Genomic DNA, 18,500 nt, shown 5'->3' with positions numbered 1-18,500 from the left:
GCTTGTACGGTGGTGTGAGAGGACGGAGGCCGTGAGGCCTCCTCCTACTCGATTGCACAGAACAGGCAGTAGCCTACGAGGTGGGAAGAGGTTGCGTTGGTTAGTTAGAGGCTAAGTAGCAAGAGTGCCAGGCTTAGTAAGTGGCGACAAAACTTGGTTTAAAACCCGTGTTCAGTAAACCTTACTAAGGCTAGGGCAGTGACTGTCTTCCAATAATTTGTCAACTACTGACAGTGGGCAGCCTTAATCTTGTCTGAAAAAAGGGACGGCAGGTTAATAATCGTTATTGGAGTGGCTTATTCTCATTAATCGTATGACATTTAGAGTGCATTATTTCATCAATAGGTTATTTTTTGATTGGGATATCGCTCTTGTAAGTACAAAGCGTGACCATATTTTCTCGTAAAGTGAATCCCCGTCACAACTTGCGTCTAAGCATTGAAGGATTACCCTAAAACTATTGCGTAACGGAAAAGACGTCGTTATTATAATGACCATATAATCATACAATACTATATTTGGAGTTTGAACATGACTAAACCTGTAATCGGTTTCATTGGCCTAGGTCTTATGGGCGGCAACATGGTTGAAAACCTACAAAAGCGCGGCTACCACGTAAACGTAATGGATCTAAGCGCTGAAGCTGTTGCTCGCGTTACAGATCGCGGCAATGCGACTGCATTCACTTCTGCTAAAGAACTAGCTGCTGCAAGTGACATCGTCCAGTTTTGTCTTACAACTTCAGCTGTTGTTGAAAAAATCGTTTACGGCGAAGACGGCGTTCTAGCTGGCATCAAAGAAGGCGCAGTATTAGTAGACTTCGGTACTTCTATCCCTGCTTCTACTAAGAAAATCGGCGCAGCTCTAGCTGAAAAAGGCGCGGGCATGATCGACGCACCTCTAGGCCGTACTCCTGCACACGCTAAAGATGGTCTTCTGAACATCATGGCTGCTGGCGACATGGAAACTTTCAACAAAGTTAAACCTGTTCTTGAAGAGCAAGGCGAAAACGTATTCCACCTAGGTGCTCTAGGTTCTGGTCACGTTACTAAGCTTGTAAACAACTTCATGGGTATGACGACTGTTGCGACTATGTCTCAAGCTTTCGCTGTTGCTCAACGCGCTGGTGTTGATGGCCAACAACTGTTTGACATCATGTCTGCAGGTCCATCTAACTCACCATTCATGCAATTCTGTAAGTTCTACGCAGTAGACGGCGAAGAGAAGCTAGGTTTCTCTGTTGCTAACGCTAACAAAGATCTTGGTTACTTCCTTGCTCTTTGTGAAGAGCTAGGTACTGAGTCTCTAATTGCTCAAGGTACTGCAACTAGCCTACAAGCTGCTGTTGACGCAGGAATGGGTAACAACGACGTACCAGTAATCTTCGACTACTTCGCTAAACTAGAGAAGTAATCGACGTACGACCTCGCTAGGGTATTGCCTGTCTTTTTAGGCGGCGATACCTCAGCGAGGTTCGTTTTTATCTGCCATACCCAACCCTTTGTTCCCTCGTTAAACTCTTCTACTTCTACTTCCTCAGCTACACCTACTCCAAACTCTGTTCAACTTTGTTACTGCCTCAATTCCTATTTTTGTTTCTATATCTATATCTATATCTATTTGTAAATTCAAAGCCTTCTAGCACCAACTCACTCACTTTTCCTCGCAAGCTTAAACCAGTGCACTTAACTGATTGTTGGCGATGGCTTAACACCGCTCGTATATCGGGTCTGAAAAGAAAGTAAAAAAAACCCACACAGCTGGTGACTGCATGGGCATGTTCGGACGAGCCGTCTGGAAAAACAAATGATCAATAGAAAGTGAAAAAACGAATAACGAGATCCCCCGACAGTTTCTACGTTAAACGAGTTCAATGACCTTAAAGCGGCTGCTTCAATTATCACTTTGAACTGAACAAAAGCATCCAGAAAGAACTTAAGTTATGATTCAAATACACCATAACTTAAGGCTTATTGTATTACAAATAAATTTTAAGATTGAATGCCTTGAGTGAATGGTTGGTTAGTGAAAATGTGACCTAAGGCTCACTTTCCTAGTCAGGTGACCGAAAGTGATATGAATAATTTGAGTGGAGGCATTATCGGCGAAGTTGTGAGGTAATCATCTGAAAGTTGATCATTTTTAATTGGTTAATTATTCCTTTCTAATCATGTTAAAAGTTCAAACTCATAAATGATACCTATGTCACAGGGTGATTTTAACCAGTTTTGATATGTCAAGATTGCTCACAGAAAGTGCAGTAAATTAAACATACAATATTAATTAAATTGATGGTTGTGACGATGGAACGGCATGAACAAGTTTTGCTTCCCGTATCTTCGAATATCTAAAAAATGACCATTTCATTCGGATAAAAATAATAGACATAGGTTGATATGGATTATGAGTTTTATGAATTCAAAATTGTCTCTAGGGTTTAAAGGAAAATTGATTTTAATGGTGGCGATCGTCAGTTCCAGTGCCTTGGCATTTACGAACTGGTTCACGCTTAACTTGGCGACTGATCAAGTAAACCAAACGATTTATAACGAGATTGATCACTCGTTAACGATAGAAATTAATCAGATTGAAAGCACCGTCCAGCGCACCATCGATACGGTCAATTCCGTTGCACAAGAGTTCATGAAATCCCCATACCAAGTACCAAACGAAGCGCTGATGCATTTTGCCGCTAAGCTCGGTGGTATTGACAAGATTGTAGTGGGTTTTGATGATGGTCGTTCTTACACTTCTCGTCCTTCAGAGTCTTTCCCAAACGGTGTTGGAATCAAAGAAAAATACAACCCAACGACTCGTCCTTGGTATCAACAAGCGAAATTGAAATCAGGTTTATCTTTTAGTGATCTGTTTTTCACCAAGAGTACTCAAGTACCTATGATTGGTGTGACTTACACCTATCAAGATCGCGTCATCATGGCAGACATTCGATTTGATGATTTGGAAACTCAGCTCAAACAGCTAGATAGCATCTACGAAGCCAAAGGTATCATCGTGGATGAGAGAGGGATGGTAATTGCATCCACAATAGAAAACGTGCTTCCACAGAGCAATATATCTTCTGCTGACGCCTTAATGAAACTCAATGAAGCTATTGAACTACCTGACCAATTCATTGAGGGTGTGATTGATGGCAACCAGAGAATTTTGATGGCCAAGAAAGTGGATATTGGCAGCCAGAAAGAATGGTACATGATATCTAGTATCGATCCTGAACTCGCGCTCAATCAGTTGAATGGCGTGATGTCGAGTGCGCGTATCCTTATCGTGGCATGTGTGCTTGGCTCGGTGATATTGATGATTTTACTGCTGAATCGCTTCTACCGCCCAATCGTGTCACTGAGAAAAATCGTCCACGATCTATCTCAAGGTAACGGAGACCTGACTCAAAGGCTTGTTGAGAAGGGGAATGATGACTTAGGGCATATCGCCAAAGACATCAACTTGTTCATCATTGGCCTGCAAGAGATGGTTAAGGACGTCAAATTCAAGAACTCGGATCTTGATACCAAGGTATTAAGTATTCGAGAAGGCTGCAAAGAAACCAGCGATGTACTGAAAGTTCATACCGATGAAACGGTTCAGGTGGTCTCTGCGATTAATGGATTGTCTGAAGCTTCAAGTGAAGTCGAGAAGAACTCACAGTCAGCGGCAGAAGCAGCGCGAGATGCGGCCGTGTTCAGTGACGAGACTAAGCAAATTAACACGGTGACAGAAACGTACATCAGTGATCTTGAGAAGCAAGTTTGCACGACGTCTGATGATATTCGTTCTATGGCTAATGAAACACAGAGCATTCAGTCGATAGTGTCTGTGATTGGTGGTATTGCTGAGCAAACCAACTTGCTTGCGTTGAATGCATCCATAGAGGCGGCGAGAGCAGGTGAGCATGGTCGAGGTTTTGCCGTGGTGGCTGACGAAGTCCGTGCGCTAGCAAACCGAACTCAAATCAGTACTTCTGAAATAGAAGAGGCGTTATCTGGGTTGCAATCTAAATCGGATGGCTTGGTCAAATCGATTGAGTTAACGAAGAGCAATTGCGAGATGACTCGTGCTCAAGTTGTCCAAGCGGTAAACATGCTAGCGAAACTAACGGAACAGATGGAAACCGTGAGTCGTTTCAATAACGATATCTCAGGTTCTTCTGTTGAGCAAAATGCCTTGATTCAGAGTATTGCTAAGAACATGCATAAAATTGAAAGCTTCGTTGAAGAGCTTAATAAGCTAAGCCAAGATCAGTTGATTGAATCAGCAGAAATCAAAACACTTAACGGCAGCGTTAGTGACTTGATGAGCAGCTTTAAGGTTTAACTTTTCTAATATTTATATTTAAAAATCAACATACTAAGTTTAGTTGTTGATCTGAGAGCCACTCAATAGCTTGCGAGTTTAGAGTGGCCTTTCTGCGTTTTTCTTGAGTCTAACTCTACGCAATACTCATTCATCCCACTTCATTTGCCGCATCTCACATTCTGATAAATATATAATTGACATAAAATAATACAAATATACATTGTCACTCTATTCTTATGGATAAGTGAGATAAATGTGAATAAGCCAATCTTCGTCGTAGTACTCGTTTCGCTTACGTATGGCTGCGGTGGAAGCAGCTCCAGTGACAGCAGTGATCCTTCCGATACCAATAACCCAGGAATGCCCGCTGGTGTTGTTGCTCCCTATGATATTACCAAGTATCAAAACATCCTTTCCAGCTCAGATCTTCAGGTCTCTGATCCTAATGGAGAGGAGGGCAATAAAACCTCTGAAGTCAAAGATGGTAACTTCGATGGTTATGTCAGTGATTATTTTTATGCTGATGAAGAGACGGAAAATCTTATCTTCAAAATGACGAACTACAAGATGCGCTCTGAAGTTCGTGAGGGAGAAAACTTCGATATCAACGAAGCGGGCGTAAGGCGCAGTCTGTATGCGGAAATAAGTTTGCCTGATATTGAGCATGCCATGGCGAGTTCTCCCGCTGATCATGATGAAGTGACGTTGCTGCAGATACACAATAAGGGGACTGATGAGAGTGGTACGGGTTATATCCCTCATCCGCTATTGCGTGTGGTTTGGGAGCAAGAACGAGATGGCCTCACAGGTCACTACTGGGCAGTCATGAAAAACAATGCCGTTGATTGTAGCAGCGCTGCTGACTCTTCGGATTGTTATGCCACGTCATACAATCGCTACGATTTAGGTGAGGCGGAATTGGACAGTTTTACCAAATTTGATCTTTCTGTTTATGAGAACACACTGTCGCTCAAAGTGAATGATGAAGTAAAAGTGAATCAAGACATCGCTTACTGGCAGCATTTATTGAGCTACTTCAAAGCGGGTATCTATAACCAATTTGAGAATGGTGAAGCGATTGCTTACTATCAGGCGTTGAGATACACCACGACTCAAATCGATGGATCAAACGATTGGGACATTAATGATTGGAAGCTGACTATTCCACCGAGTAAGAATGATTGGTATGGAAGCGGTGGTGACAGTGCTGCTGAGTTAGAACCAGAACGTTGTGAATCGAGTAAAGATCTTCTTTCAAATGACAGCGATGTGTACGACAGTGATATTGATCTTTCTTACTTCAATACTGATGAAGGAAGAATGCACTTTAGAGCGGATATGGGATACGGCACCTCTACCCAAAACTCTAGCTATATTCGCTCTGAGCTCAGGGAGTTGTATCAAAGCAGTGTTCAACCGGATTGTAGCACCAGCGATGAAGATACAAGTTGGTATTTGGACGACACTAGAACGAACGCTACCAGTCACGAGTTAACCGCAAGCTTGCGAATTGAAGATTACCCGAACATCAACAATCAAGATCCAAAAGTGGTACTTGGACAAATCCATGGTTGGAAGATCAATCAAGCACTGGTGAAACTGTTATGGGAAGGCGAGAGTAAGCCAGTAAGAGTGATACTGAACTCTGATTTTGAGCGCAACAACCAAGACTGTAATCATTGTGACCCGTTCAGTGTCGAGTTAGGGACTTATTCGGCAAGTGAAGAGTGGCGATATACGATTCGTGCCAATCAAGACGGTATCTACTTGGCGACTCATGATTTAGATGGAACCAACACCGTTTCTCATTTAATCCCTTGGGGACAAGATTACACAGATAAAGATGGGGACACGGTTTCGTTAACATCAGATTGGACATCGACAGACATCGCTTTCTATTTCAAAGCAGGCATCTATCCACAATTTAAGCCTGATAGCGACTATGCGGGTGAAGTGTTTGATGTGAGCTTTAGTTCTCTTAGAGCTGAACACTATTTGAATTAGCTAACGTTTGAGTAACAACAATGACTGCTTTAAAGACCATATTGATTCCTAACAATGTGGTCTTTTTTTAACTGCTGCGACACTGTTAAATGAGATGTTCTGAACGATAAATGCTCTGCTCGAGTGATGCACATTCTCACCATTACCGCTCGGATTTTTCGCCCTTGATAGCCCATTTCGCATTCTAAATTTTCATATGTTGTCTTTTATCAATAGGAAGTGTGATCCAGTTAAAGTATGGAAAAAGCGAAAAGTGTTCCCAGTCTCATTTATTCAACGAAGTGTTTTATTTGTATTATAAGATTACGTAATATTTTTGTGTTATCGCAAATACTGAGAGAGAAAACGCCTTATAGCTCGTGTTTGCCAATTTATCTTTCACTTACGAACGCTGTCTTTGTATTATAATAATGGATTAGATATGAAACAAATTACTCTAAAAACCTTACTCGCTTCTTCTATTTTACTTGCAGTTGGTTGTGCGAGCACGAGCACACCGACTGTTGATTTCCCAAATAACAAAGAAACTGGTGAAGCGCTTCTGACGCCAGTTGCTGTTGCCGCTAGTAGCCATGATGGTAACGGACCTGATCGTCTCATTGACCAAGACCTAACTACACGTTGGTCTTCAGCGGGTGACGGTGAGTGGGCAATGCTAGATTATGGTTCAGTTCAAGAATTTGATGCGGTTCAAGCATCTTTCAGCAAAGGTAACGAGCGCCAGTCTAAATTTGATATTCAAGTAAGTGTCGATGGTGAAACCTGGACAACCGTACTTGAAAACCAACTGAGCTCAGGTAAAGCGATCGGCCTAGAGCGTTTCCAATTCGAGCCAGCAGTGCAAGCGCGCTACGTAAGATACGTTGGTCACGGTAACACCAAAAATGGTTGGAACAGTGTGACAGGGTTAGCTGCGGTTAACTGTAACATTAACGCATGTCCTGCTAGCCATATCATCACTTCAGACGTGGTAGCAGCAGAAGCAGTTATTATCGCTGAAATGAAAGCAGTGGAAAAAGCACGTAAAGATGCGCGTAAAGATCTTCGTTCAGGTAACTTTGGTGTAGCAGCGGTTTACCCTTGTGAGACCTCAGTTGAATGTGACACACGCAGTGCACTGCCAGTTCCGACAGGCCTGCCAGCGACACCAGTTGCAGGTAACGCGCCAAGCGAAAACTTTGACATGACGCATTGGTACCTATCTCAACCATTCGACCATGACAAAAACGGTAAGCCTGATGATGTTTCTGAGTGGAACCTTGCAAACGGTTACCAACACCCAGAGATCTTCTACACAGCTGACGATGGTGGTCTAGTCTTCAAGTCTTACGTGAAAGGTGTTCGTACCTCTAAAAATACTAAGTATGCGCGTACAGAGCTTCGCGAAATGATGCGCCGTGGTGACCAGTCTATTAGCACTAAAGGTGTTAACAAGAACAACTGGGTATTCTCAAGCGCACCTGAGTCTGACTTAGAAGCTGCTGCTGGTATTGATGGCGTTTTAGAAGCAACGTTGAAAATCGATCACGCAACAACAACAGGTAATGCGAACGAAGTAGGCCGCTTTATCATTGGTCAGATTCACGATCAAAACGATGAACCAATTCGTTTGTACTACCGTAAACTGCCAAACCAAGCAACGGGTGCGGTTTACTTCGCACACGAAAGCCAAGATGCAACTAAAGAGGACTTCTACCCTCTAGTGGGCGACATGACGGCTGAAGTGGGTGACGATGGTATCGCACTTGGCGAAGTGTTCAGCTACCGTATTGACGTTAAAGGCAACACGATGACTGTAACGTTAATGCGTGAAGGCAAAGACGACGTTGTACAAGTGGTTGATATGAGCAACAGCGGTTACGACGTAGGCGGCAAGTACATGTACTTCAAAGCAGGTGTTTACAACCAAAACATCAGCGGCGACCTAGACGATTACTCACAAGCGACTTTCTACCAGCTAGACGTATCGCACGATCAATACCAAAAGTAATCTGATCGAATAACACTTAATATTTAAGTTATCGCAATAGCCTCCAGCCTCAGGGTTCGGAGGCTTTTTTGCCTCCTGTTGTTTGGGCTTAAGCGTATGATTTAATTGAGTCGGAGAAGGGTAGTTATCAGTTACACATAGTTTAAGACAATATCATTAAGCTCATTCAGTATTAACTGTAGTCATTATCAGTTTCAGTTACTATCCTCTCGCCAATCGCCAATCGCCAATCGCCAATCGCCAATCGCCAATCGCCGATCACCATTAACCTCAGTCATGATTAATCTCAGCTGACAACAGGTCATATTGGCTCTCATTCAAAGCTAAACAATGCCAATATTATTTTGGAATCGCCAGAGCTAGAAAACTTCGACTTCGTTCTCAAGGTATGTACTAATGCGACGTCTACACATGAACGTATTGTTGTGCGTGGTCTACTAATAAGCATTAACTCGGCTGAATACTCCCGTACTGTTTTTGAAACCTCCACTTTTGGGTTGTTTAGCAAGACTCCTAGCAACAGCAATAAGTAGTGTTTCAACTCTTTCATAACTAGAAGGGCAGGGTTAGCCATCATTCTATTAGCGCCAATGCTTCATGAAATACTCAGGCGGGTTCAAGTCGATGGTTAAACGAATCCAGTGCTCAAGGGGATGCGCTTGAGGGTTAGTTGCTTGCAGGCCGTAAATACCTTGATTGTATGGTACGGTGATGTTGAATAATAATTTGTGGGTTGAGTGCAGAGCTGAGGGGTTTTGTTTATCTATGATAGATACAGGGCTTTTGAGAGGGTTAAATAAGTTAGAGAGGCAAGGGGGCATTCGTTACTAGCAGCATCGGTGCTTATTCAACGCTGAAGCAAAGTTCCGCTGAGTCAGAGAGCTTAACTGAATCGCCAGTCTGCTTTTTATTCTTGAGCTAACAATAAAAAATCCCTATCAAATTACGTTGATAGGGATTTGTTTTATCTAGCAATCAAGTCAAACAGACTTTCTAGTGAGAACTAGAATAGGTCTGAATCTAGGTTGTCGAAGTAGGTGTATGTCCCTTTTGAACCATTGTCACCATTGTATAGCGCAATAGCGGTCGGGGAACCACCTGCACTTTCAGCTTTTAACCCAGTGTAGTCTGTTCCATCAACATTGACGGTAATGTCTGTATCTACCCATGAAATGGTCACATCTACCCATGTGTCTTTTGAGTATGAAGCAAGGTCAACTTGGCTGCCTGATTCGTTGCGGAATTTAATCATACTAGATGTAAATACAACTTCAGTGAAGCGACCACTAGATGATGCATCGTTATTAGAACCTAAGAAAATGTATGATGCTTTTACATAGCCATCGCTAGGGATGTATACAGATGTAGAAACAGAGCCAGTTTCTGCTGCGCCATTAGCAAAGTCGCGGCCAACGATAGCTTTGTTATTATCAGTGGTTGAGTCCGCACCATCTTCAATTCGTAAAGAGTTAGAACCCGACTTGGCAAAGTCACTACTGATCACTGCTGTATTTAAAACCCCATCAACACCTTTTGTCTGGTACGCAGGGTTAGCCACATCGATCTGCGTACCTACAGTATAAGAATCGAAGTTGTCTGTTACTTCGCCGGGCTCTGGATCTGGATCTGGTTCAGGTTCTGGCTCAGTATTGCCGCCATCAACAACAACTGTCGCTTCCGCAGTATTGTTGTTGTACGGATTACCTGATAGCGCTTGGCCATTCGGGTAATTGTTAAAGTTATCTTCAAACACTAGCTCATCAGAAGCTGTGTCATTCGAATAAACTTTAAAGTTGTCAGCGTTTAACTCGTAGTGTGTTGTGTTAGAAGTATCACCAAGCTTCAATGACACGATAGTAACGGCAGCTTTGTCGAAAGCCTCAAAACCGTTGCCGCTATTGTCGTATACAGTGTCATTGACTTTGAATGTGTAGTAACCGCTCGCCCAACTGATTTCAACCGCGAGATCTTCACCTAAAGTGTAAGTGCCTACAGGCTCATCAGGAATTTGAGGTTTACCGCTACTATCGGTAACCGTGGAACGGTAGAAAATTTCTCCAGCATTAAAAATAACTTCGCCGTGTAAATTAGTGTTAGAAGTACCAGAAGCGTAGAGACTAATATAAGCGTTGTTACCTGAACCATTCGCTTCTTGCTCGGTGTTTTCATCTACTTGGTAGATTAAGTCAACGGTTACCTTTCCTGATGCGATACTGTCTACTGTTGCCCCTGTGCTGCTGTCAGACAATTTCAAACGTAGTTCACCCACATCATTCTTTACACCACCATTGTTGGTGTCCAAGATTTGAACGTAGCCATTGATACCATTTGCTTCATTGGCTTTACTGATAGCTTCTTGTACGGCGTCAGTCGCAGTTTGGTCTGAACCAGAGTAGTCTATGCCAGTGGTGTTATCTGAAATATTCAGAGCACCAGCGTCATCGAAAGAAAAAACACCATCTAGAATTTCGATCGTTGATGTGCCTGTTTCATAATATGTGAAAGAGACCGTACCGGCTTCTTCATCATAATTATTAGTAGAAGCACTTGCATCTTTAATCGTGTAAGTACCTAAGTCATCATCGTCGTCATAGTATTTATGATTACCATCTTCTTGGAAAACATACACATTTGGAAGATCTGCATTTGATGACGCGGATATTGAAGCGGAGTTACCATCACTGATTTGCCAGTAACCCGTAGTTAATGCTGAAGGTTGGTTACCTGGATCAGTAGAACCATCGGTCGGGATAGGTAAACCATCACTGTTACAACCGAATAATAAACCTGTCGAAAGAGCGACAGCTGTAGCGACTTTAGAAATCTGCATAAAATATTCTCTTTATGATATTAAATCCATATGTAAATCACATAAGAAGTAGATAATGAATAGTCGTTAAATATTTATTAGGATGAAACTAACGTTAATTAGAACATCCTATTATTTAAATAAAGTGCTTAAAATATGCCCCAAAAATTTGCAAGAGGAGAGGGGTATTTTATAAATTGACTATTTCTAATTAGAATGAGTAAGCAACACCAACACGGTATTTTGCTTCGCGATCTTTAGAAGATGAGCTGATATCAGAAGACCAAATCTCAGCAAAAGGTTTCCAAGAACCGAACTTGTAGTTTACTTTTAAGCCAGCATCCCATTCCCAGTCATCACTATTATAAAGAAGTACGTTATCCAAAGATTTTACATAGTTTGCTTCGTAAGAAAGACCAAGCTTCGGTAGAGACTCAATTTTATATGCACCTGTTAGCGTTATTTTGGATTTTTGAGCTGATTCTAAACGTTCGCCAGTTTCTGAATCCTTATCACCAAACTGTGTATGGTTGCGGAAATCAGCATACTCGTGACGGTAACGAATGGCAGTCGTTAATCCCATATCCGCATTATAACCAACACGGAATTGAGGTTTGTAAGTGACTTTTTTCATCTTCCAATCACCGCCGTTGTAGTTCGGCTCATCCCAGTCCCAAGCGATCGGCATACCAACTTGTAGATACCAGTTGTTATCGACTTTGTAAGTTGCTGTATTTTCTACTTCCATACCGTAAATATACCAATTGCCGTCATAGAAGCTTCTACTGTTTGCTGATTTAACTTCGCCAGAATCTGCGTCGTAGTAAGAATCGTCAGTATGGAATTTAACTTCAAGGCCCGTTGAGTGCTTCCACTTATCTGACAGTTTAAAGCTTTCACCTAGCTTCACTCGGTGTTGATGGCGAGCGTCTACGTGAGCTGTGTCGCCATTTGTTTTTGTATAATCCGTCGCAGCACGATACTCGTAACGATAATCAAGAGATGCACCAGTAGCTGTGCCCGCTAAAAGAGTACATGCAACAGCTGCAGCAATTTTTGTAACAGAATTCATACCTTTGTCTCACTATTATTTTTTAATTCTGGATACATCCAATGTACCCGTGGCTCACAAACCAATACCTTACATGGTATTAAATTAATGTATGACAAATATGGTATTTATTATTGAGTCAGATTTCTGTGAGATCTATCAAAAAGTTCTGACTAATGGCCCAAGTATATAGCTAAATGTTATGAATATCTCAATTTAGGGCTTGTGTATTAAATCAATCATGACGTACTTCTCATATTCACAAACCTTAGAAAATCACTTTTTTGCATGTGTTAAAATAATACAAATATTAAGTGTTTCTATATGTTAATAATGATGATTTTAACCATCGTGGCTTAAACATAGGGAGCATGTTGAGAGGCATAAATATAAACCATAGCCAGATGTTTAATAAAAGTTACAAAATGGCTAAATGTAAATTCTATTTATCGGTTGGCTTATTTAAGTCGAAGAGAAAATATTTAGTACTAATTCGTGTTCAAAAGTGGTTTCTGTACTGAGTGTGTACTCGGTATCTGTTAACAATAAAGGATGAGTCATGTTTAAGAAAAACATATTAGCAGTGGCGCTATTAGCGACTGTACCAATGGTTACTTTCGCAAATAACGGTGTTTCTTCCCCCGTACCTGCCGATAAATTCGATATGCACAATTGGAAAATAACTATACCTTCAGATATCAATGAAGATGGTCGTGTTGACGAAATCGAAGGGGTGGCAATGATGAGCTACTCACACAGCGATTTCTTCCACCTTGATAAAGACGGTAATCTCGTCTTTGAAGTACAAAACCAAGCTATTACCACGAAGAACTCGAAAAACGCACGCTCTGAGTTACGCCAGATGCCACGCGGTGCTGATTTCTCAATCGATACGGCGGACAAAGGAAACCAGTGGGCACTGTCGAGTCACCCAGCGGCTAGTGAATACAGTGCTGTTGGCGGAACATTAGAAGCGACATTAAAAGTTAATCACGTCTCAGTTAACGCTAAGTTCCCAGAAAAGTACCCAGCTCACTCGGTGGTTGTTGGTCAGATTCACGCTAAAAAACATAATGAGCTAATCAAAGCTGGAACCGGTTATGGGCATGGTAATGAACCACTAAAGATCTTCTATAAGAAGTTTCCTGACCAAGAAATGGGTTCAGTATTCTGGAACTATGAACGTAACCTAGAGAAAAAAGATCCTAACCGTGCCGATATCGCTTATCCAGTGTGGGGTAACACGTGGGAAAACCCTGCAGAGCCGGGTGAAGCGGGTATTGCTCTTGGTGAAGAGTTTAGTTACAAAGTGGAAGTGAAAGGCACCATGATGTACCTAACGTTTGAAACCGAGCGTCACGATACCGTTAAGTATGAAATCGACCTGAGTAAGGGCATCGATGAACTTGATTCACCAACGGGTTATGCTGAAGATGATTTTTACTACAAAGCGGGCGCATACGGCCAATGTAGCGTGAGCGATTCTCACCCTGTATGGGGACCTGGTTGTGGCGGTACTGGCGATTTCGCTATCGATAAAAAGAATGGCGATTACAACAGTGTGACTTTCTCGGCACTAAAGTTGAACGGCAAATAGTACATAAGGCTAGTTAGAAACAGGCCTTAAGGAATGTTTTCGAAGACCACTGAACCGAATGTTGAGTGGTCTTTTTGTTTTCTATGAGATTTAAGATGAGCCGGGTATCAGCGAGAGTACAATGAAGCTTACCAATGAACGGTACAGCTAAAACAATACAACCTTGTCAAAAGACAAGGTTGTATTCAGAACGCGTGGGAAGATTTTAGGACGGCAACTCGATACGGATTTTAGTCATACATCAACTCTTTAGCTTTGTCGGCATCAAACTCTTTAAGAGACTTTCGAGCCAAATGACGGAATGGGAAAGCTTTAACGACTTCTTCGAATGGTTGGATAGCGAAAGCCCAAAAGATAGAACCGTCTAATCCAAAGATGATCAATGCACACAATGGAATTGAAATTACCCATTGACCAGTAAAGTTGATTTTGAAGACTGCGGTCGTTTTTCCTAGTGCTCTTAGTACATTCCCATGAACCGTGTTGTAGCCACGGACAATCGGCAAGAAGATGTAGAGTGGGGCGATAACGGCCAATGCTTGATAGGTAGACTCATCCAAGTTCGGGTAAATGTCACCAATGACCAGACTTAATCCTGCGAACAAGATTGCACACACAAAAGAAATGACGACCGCAATATCAATACTGGTATCGACGTTTTTGACTAGGTCATCCATCTTTTTAGAGCCAATCGCTTGGCTGATAGTAATTGCGGAAGAGTGAGCCCAAGCGGTAATAAATTGAGAGACAGCCCTGATCCAAGGCATCACCAAAGTAATCGCTACGTAAGCGTTGATGTTAAGTTGCGAATACAACAATTGATATATCGTTGCGCCAATCAAAAGCATGGTCACGTTCGCTGCTACAGGGAATATTTCGATAAAGTGACGGCGAACGTTGGTAAAGAATTCAGAGCGCTGAGCGTCTAATTTGAGTGAAATCGCTGAGCTTAAATGCACGCACAAAACCAAATACAGCAAGCGGATCGTTATTGCAATAATGCTGCCTAATGCAGCGCCTTGTACTCCAATCCCTTCAAAATTAGAAAAACCATGAATCAGCACATATGAGAGTACAGCATTGATAGGCAGTTCAATTAAGTAACCTTTGAATGGGACTTTAGTTCTGCCTAGCGCATTAAATAAAGCAATGATCACCTGCGTTAACGCGGTAAAAATAACGATGTATTTCGAGATGTCTAGATAGCGGCTGATTTCTAAGTGAAGGGAAGCGTCATCTGTTAAAGCTTGAATCAAGGGTTGTTCGAAAAAAGTAAGTAGAAGCCAAAATAGTGTTGCTACGCCAAGGTTGATAAATAACCCTGCCCAAAATGCTTTAGATAATGACGCGGCGATGCCAGAGCCCACTGCGCGGCTTAATACTAACTGAGTACCGTTTGCCAGCGCCATTTGAATTCCCAGTACAAAGGCAACGATAGTCGTCGCAATCCCCATTGCAGCTAAAGGGATTTCACCAAGAGGAGAGACAAGCAGTGTGTCGATCATCAACATCGACTGCATCAAGATACCGTTTAAGGCGAGGGGCCAGGCGAGAGAGAAATTTTTCCTTACGTACGATTGTGAAGACACAAACAACACCTTATGTGTATAACCGTAAGCTTTCTCTGAGGTGGCGGAGTAGAGCGTTTAAAGAAGAAAACACTACGGTAGTTGATGGTTAAAAAATGGGTGCTAAAACAAGACTGACTTGTGTCTTTGAAAAACAAGTCAGTTTGGTTAATCTCGGTTATGCGATGGCTAATTCAACCCTAGAGAGCTTTTGGTTCTCATCGTCTAGCAGGACTTGAGAAGCAATTCGAGCTTGCTTGGCATCGCCAGACATTATTGCGTCGTAAATCGCTTTGTGTTCTTCTAAACAGAAGCGACCGCCTTCAGCGGAGTGGTCGATAAACTGCTTGAAGATAGTCGACAGAATGTTCGCGAATGGAATGTAAAATTGATTACCTGTCGATAAGAAAATCGTTTGGTGAAACAGGTGATCGTTGGTCGTCCACTCTTCATAATCGAAGCTATTTGCTGCGATGGTCATTTTCTGGAAAAGAATCGAAAGCTCTTTGCGTTGCTCTACAGTTGCATTGGTTGCAGCGAGCGCACACGCTTCCGGGTCAATCGCTTTTCTTAAGCCTAAAAATTGAGACAAGAAGGGTTTAGTATCTTCTAAATCTTGGATCCAGTACAGCAATTGCGGGTCCAAGAAGTGCCACTGTGTTCTCGGTTTGATACGAGTGCCCACTTTTGGCTTCGACTCGATTAAACCTTTTGCCGAAAGTAGCTTAGTTGATTCTCGAAGGGCAGTTCTGCTCACTCCAAAGATTTCGCACAGCTCCATTTCGCTGGGTAACTTTTGATTTTCTTCTAACTCGCCTGACAAGATCTTGCGAGCAATTTGTCTCGCCACTTGAACATGAATTCGGCGGCTTGAATCTTCCACCAATGTAAATATTGACATTTAAACCACCTGAAATTGAAACTTTGAAAACACTAAAAGCCAGACGAATCTGGTGTTTAGTGTCAGTGTATACGTCGAATTTAGTGTGAGGTTTTCCCTCATCTACTCGGGTCTGTTAACCTTATATAGTGTGGCGAACTTAAATCGCTGAGTGAGCTTATATAAACCAGCTAACTAGGGCGTTATTTGTCCGCCGTTAACATCTAGGATTTGACCTGTGATGTAACCGCTGCAAGCATGTGAGGCAAAGAAAGCAAAAGTAGGTGCTACTTCTTCAATACTGCCAAAGCGACCCATAGGGATATTGCTAGCAATGGTCGACTTTAGCTCATCGCTTTTGCCGTCATGAAATGCGGTATCGATAGTGCCTGGTGAAACTATGTTGAAACGGATATTGTCTTTAGCAAATTCTTTTACCCAGTTCCGATGGATATCGTGTAACCAAGCTTTCGATGCGGCATATACACCAGCACCCACACCACCACCTTCACGAGCGGCAATCGAACCCGTGCTAATCACACAAGATGTTTGCCCGGACTCAGCAGCAGAGGCGCGTAAGTGCGGGATAGAGAACTTGGTTGTCATCAGCGCAGAGCGAACATTAAGGTTCATTACGCGCTCATAAAACTCATCATCGATATTTTCTAGATTGGCGCGACCACCAAGGCCACCGGCGTTGTTAATCAACACGTCCATGCCACCAAAATGATCAGTGAACTCTTTGACTAACCTTTCGCACTCTAACGTGTCCATTAGGTTTGCAGGAAAAAAGGCAACATCGCCACCCAGTGCGGTAAGTTCAGATAGAACGTCATCAACTTTTGGGCTAGAAGCACGACTATTGATACCAATTTTTGCACCATACTTTGCGAAAATACGTGCTGTAGCTAAGCCCATACCTGCAGTAGAGCCAGTAATTAGAATGCGTTTGCCTTTTAAATCGTTAAACATCACAGTCGCCTATATTGTAGATCATTCGCGTTAATAAATCATACAATAACACTTGCAGTATTCAAGGATAGTCATCTCAAAACTGATCATCAACGACATAAATAGTGAGAGTAAGAGTCGTTTTGTGAGTTTGCGCATACAAAAAACGGTGTAAATAAGAACCATTTGTATGAATAAATGTTTTTAATTAGTTTGATGAACTAAATACTTATAATGTTCATAAAATCTTCGCTAGCCTATATCATTCGTGACCTCACGTTATTCTTATACTTAGTTGGTGCAGATATAAATCAGTGCTATAGTCCGAGTTAAATAATACATATCTAATCGGTAAGTAGACACATGGCTGGCTCTTTCAATTCTATTTCAGGCTCTAAGCGAAGCCTTCATGTGCAAGTTGCACGTGAAATCGCCCGTGGTATTTTGTCGGGCAATTTGCCTCAAGGTTCTATTATCCCTGGTGAGATGGCTCTGTGTGAGCAATTTGGTATCAGTAGAACAGCATTAAGAGAAGCGGTTAAGCTTCTGACTTCAAAAGGTCTATTAGAATCTCGTCCTAAGATCGGTACTCGCGTTGTTGACCGTGCATTCTGGAACTTCTTAGATCCACAATTGATCGAATGGATGGACGGTTTGGCCGATACAGACCAATTCTGTCATCAGTTTTTGGGTTTACGCCGCGCGATTGAACCAGAAGCGTGTGCTTTAGCTGCTCAGTTCGCGAGTGCAGAACAACGCATTGAGCTGTCTGGTATTTTCCAACAAATGGTAGAAATTTCTAGCGAAGAAACGCTTGATCAAGAGCGTTGGCTAGATATCGACATGAAGTTCCATAGCCTGATCTTCAATGCAACAGGTAACGACTTCTATCTTCCATTTGGTAACATCTTAACGACCATGTTTGTTAACTTTATTTCTCACTCTTCTGAAGAGGGAAGTACTTGTATTAACGAACACCGCCAGATTTATGAAGCAATCATGGCAGGTAATAGTGACAAAGCACGCCACGCGTCAGCAAGTCACCTGTTAGAAACAAACCACAGATTACCAGCCGCTAGTTAATTGTTTTCACTGTTATTTTAGCTTTGATCGTTTTGCATTATCGACGAGAGGGCATTCTCGTAAAACTAGGGTAGTCAAAGTTAAAATTACGGTTATTCAAAAGCTAATTTCAGCAGTGACCTCTAAAAAGCACGTTTGATACGTGCTTTTTTTGCATCCAAATTTGATGAAAACCTGACTGGTGTCCAATATTTAATCTATTATTTGCTGTTTCGTTAAAAGCACTAGTAACCAGTATTTTAAGTTATATAATAAT

General features: G+C 42.1%; 11 protein-coding genes. 6 read left to right on the top strand and 5 right to left on the bottom strand.

Annotation, left to right across the window (positions count from 1 at the left end):
* Nucleotides 1–531 precede the first annotated feature (531 nt).
* From AB6F11_RS05720 to AB6F11_RS05705, 4 genes are all read left to right on the top strand, one after another.
* Nucleotides 532–1,413: an NAD(P)-dependent oxidoreductase gene (locus AB6F11_RS05720; protein WP_004733521.1), complete on the top strand. Its 882-nt coding sequence runs from the start codon at nt 532–534 to the stop codon at nt 1,411–1,413.
* Nucleotides 1,414–2,457: 1,044 nt separating this feature from the next.
* Nucleotides 2,458–4,329, top strand: a complete 1,872-nt coding sequence (locus AB6F11_RS05715) for a methyl-accepting chemotaxis protein (RefSeq protein ID WP_102394487.1) — start codon at nt 2,458–2,460, stop codon at nt 4,327–4,329.
* Nucleotides 4,330–4,566: 237 nt separating this feature from the next.
* Complete coding sequence (locus AB6F11_RS05710; protein WP_102394488.1) at nt 4,567–6,315, top strand: polysaccharide lyase family 7 protein; 1,749 nt, start codon at nt 4,567–4,569, stop codon at nt 6,313–6,315.
* 421 nt (nt 6,316–6,736) lie between these two features.
* Nucleotides 6,737–8,305 carry a polysaccharide lyase family 7 protein gene (locus tag AB6F11_RS05705; protein WP_102394489.1) on the top strand — a complete coding sequence of 523 codons (1,569 nt, stop codon included), beginning with the start codon at nt 6,737–6,739 and terminating at the stop codon, nt 8,303–8,305.
* 1,003 nt (nt 8,306–9,308) lie between these two features.
* Here AB6F11_RS05705 and AB6F11_RS05700 read toward each other — a convergent pair.
* Nucleotides 9,309–11,135, bottom strand: a complete 1,827-nt coding sequence (locus tag AB6F11_RS05700) for a hypothetical protein (RefSeq protein WP_102394490.1) — start codon at nt 11,133–11,135, stop codon at nt 9,309–9,311.
* Nucleotides 11,136–11,325: 190 nt separating this feature from the next.
* Entirely contained in the window at nt 11,326–12,186 is an 861-nt protein-coding gene (locus AB6F11_RS05695; RefSeq protein ID WP_017072468.1) for an oligogalacturonate-specific porin KdgM family protein, read from the bottom strand.
* 538 nt (nt 12,187–12,724) lie between these two features.
* On the opposite strand from AB6F11_RS05695, the gene AB6F11_RS05690 reads away from it, so the two are divergent.
* Nucleotides 12,725–13,762 carry a polysaccharide lyase family 7 protein gene (locus AB6F11_RS05690; protein ID WP_102394491.1) on the top strand — a complete coding sequence of 346 codons (1,038 nt, stop codon included), beginning with the start codon at nt 12,725–12,727 and terminating at the stop codon, nt 13,760–13,762.
* Between the two features lie 230 nt (nt 13,763–13,992).
* On the opposite strand, the gene AB6F11_RS05685 is transcribed toward AB6F11_RS05690, so the two are convergent.
* From AB6F11_RS05685 to AB6F11_RS05675, 3 genes are all read right to left on the bottom strand, one after another.
* Nucleotides 13,993–15,360, bottom strand: a complete 1,368-nt coding sequence (locus AB6F11_RS05685) for an MATE family efflux transporter (protein WP_080582237.1) — start codon at nt 15,358–15,360, stop codon at nt 13,993–13,995.
* 148 nt (nt 15,361–15,508) lie between these two features.
* Nucleotides 15,509–16,231, bottom strand: coding sequence for a FadR/GntR family transcriptional regulator (locus tag AB6F11_RS05680; RefSeq protein WP_017063624.1), 723 nt, complete (start codon nt 16,229–16,231; stop codon nt 15,509–15,511).
* A 174-nt stretch (nt 16,232–16,405) separates the two neighbouring features.
* Complete coding sequence (locus tag AB6F11_RS05675; protein WP_065584137.1) at nt 16,406–17,182, bottom strand: SDR family NAD(P)-dependent oxidoreductase; 777 nt, start codon at nt 17,180–17,182, stop codon at nt 16,406–16,408.
* Between the two features lie 342 nt (nt 17,183–17,524).
* Between AB6F11_RS05675 and AB6F11_RS05670 the strand changes: the two genes are divergently transcribed.
* The gene (locus tag AB6F11_RS05670; RefSeq protein WP_017072471.1) at nt 17,525–18,244 is read left to right on the top strand and encodes a FadR/GntR family transcriptional regulator; all 720 of its coding nucleotides are present in this window, start codon (nt 17,525–17,527) and stop codon (nt 18,242–18,244) included.
* The last annotated feature ends 256 nt before the right edge of the window (nt 18,245–18,500 follow it).

This window comes from Vibrio sp. 10N.247.311.14 (assembly GCF_041467715.1).
GTDB lineage: Bacteria > Pseudomonadota > Gammaproteobacteria > Enterobacterales > Vibrionaceae > Vibrio > Vibrio crassostreae_C.
This window is presented reverse-complemented; position numbering and strand designations above follow the sequence as displayed.

Excerpts from the sequence above, each read along its gene's own strand:
- AB6F11_RS05715 (WP_102394487.1), top strand. The coding sequence starts at position 2,458 with ATGGTGGCGATCGTCAGTTCCAGTGCCTTGGCATTTACGAACTGGTTC.
- AB6F11_RS05690 (WP_102394491.1), top strand. The coding sequence starts at position 12,725 with ATGTTTAAGAAAAACATATTAGCAGTGGCGCTATTAGCGACTGTACCA.
- AB6F11_RS05720 (WP_004733521.1), top strand. The coding sequence starts at position 532 with ATGACTAAACCTGTAATCGGTTTCATTGGCCTAGGTCTTATGGGCGGC.
- AB6F11_RS05695 (WP_017072468.1), bottom strand. The coding sequence starts at position 12,186 with ATGAATTCTGTTACAAAAATTGCTGCAGCTGTTGCATGTACTCTTTTA.
- AB6F11_RS05670 (WP_017072471.1), top strand. The coding sequence starts at position 17,525 with ATGGCTGGCTCTTTCAATTCTATTTCAGGCTCTAAGCGAAGCCTTCAT.
- AB6F11_RS05680 (WP_017063624.1), bottom strand. The coding sequence starts at position 16,231 with ATGTCAATATTTACATTGGTGGAAGATTCAAGCCGCCGAATTCATGTT.
- AB6F11_RS05705 (WP_102394489.1), top strand. The coding sequence starts at position 6,737 with ATGAAACAAATTACTCTAAAAACCTTACTCGCTTCTTCTATTTTACTT.
- AB6F11_RS05675 (WP_065584137.1), bottom strand. The coding sequence starts at position 17,182 with ATGTTTAACGATTTAAAAGGCAAACGCATTCTAATTACTGGCTCTACT.
- AB6F11_RS05700 (WP_102394490.1), bottom strand. The coding sequence starts at position 11,135 with ATGCAGATTTCTAAAGTCGCTACAGCTGTCGCTCTTTCGACAGGTTTA.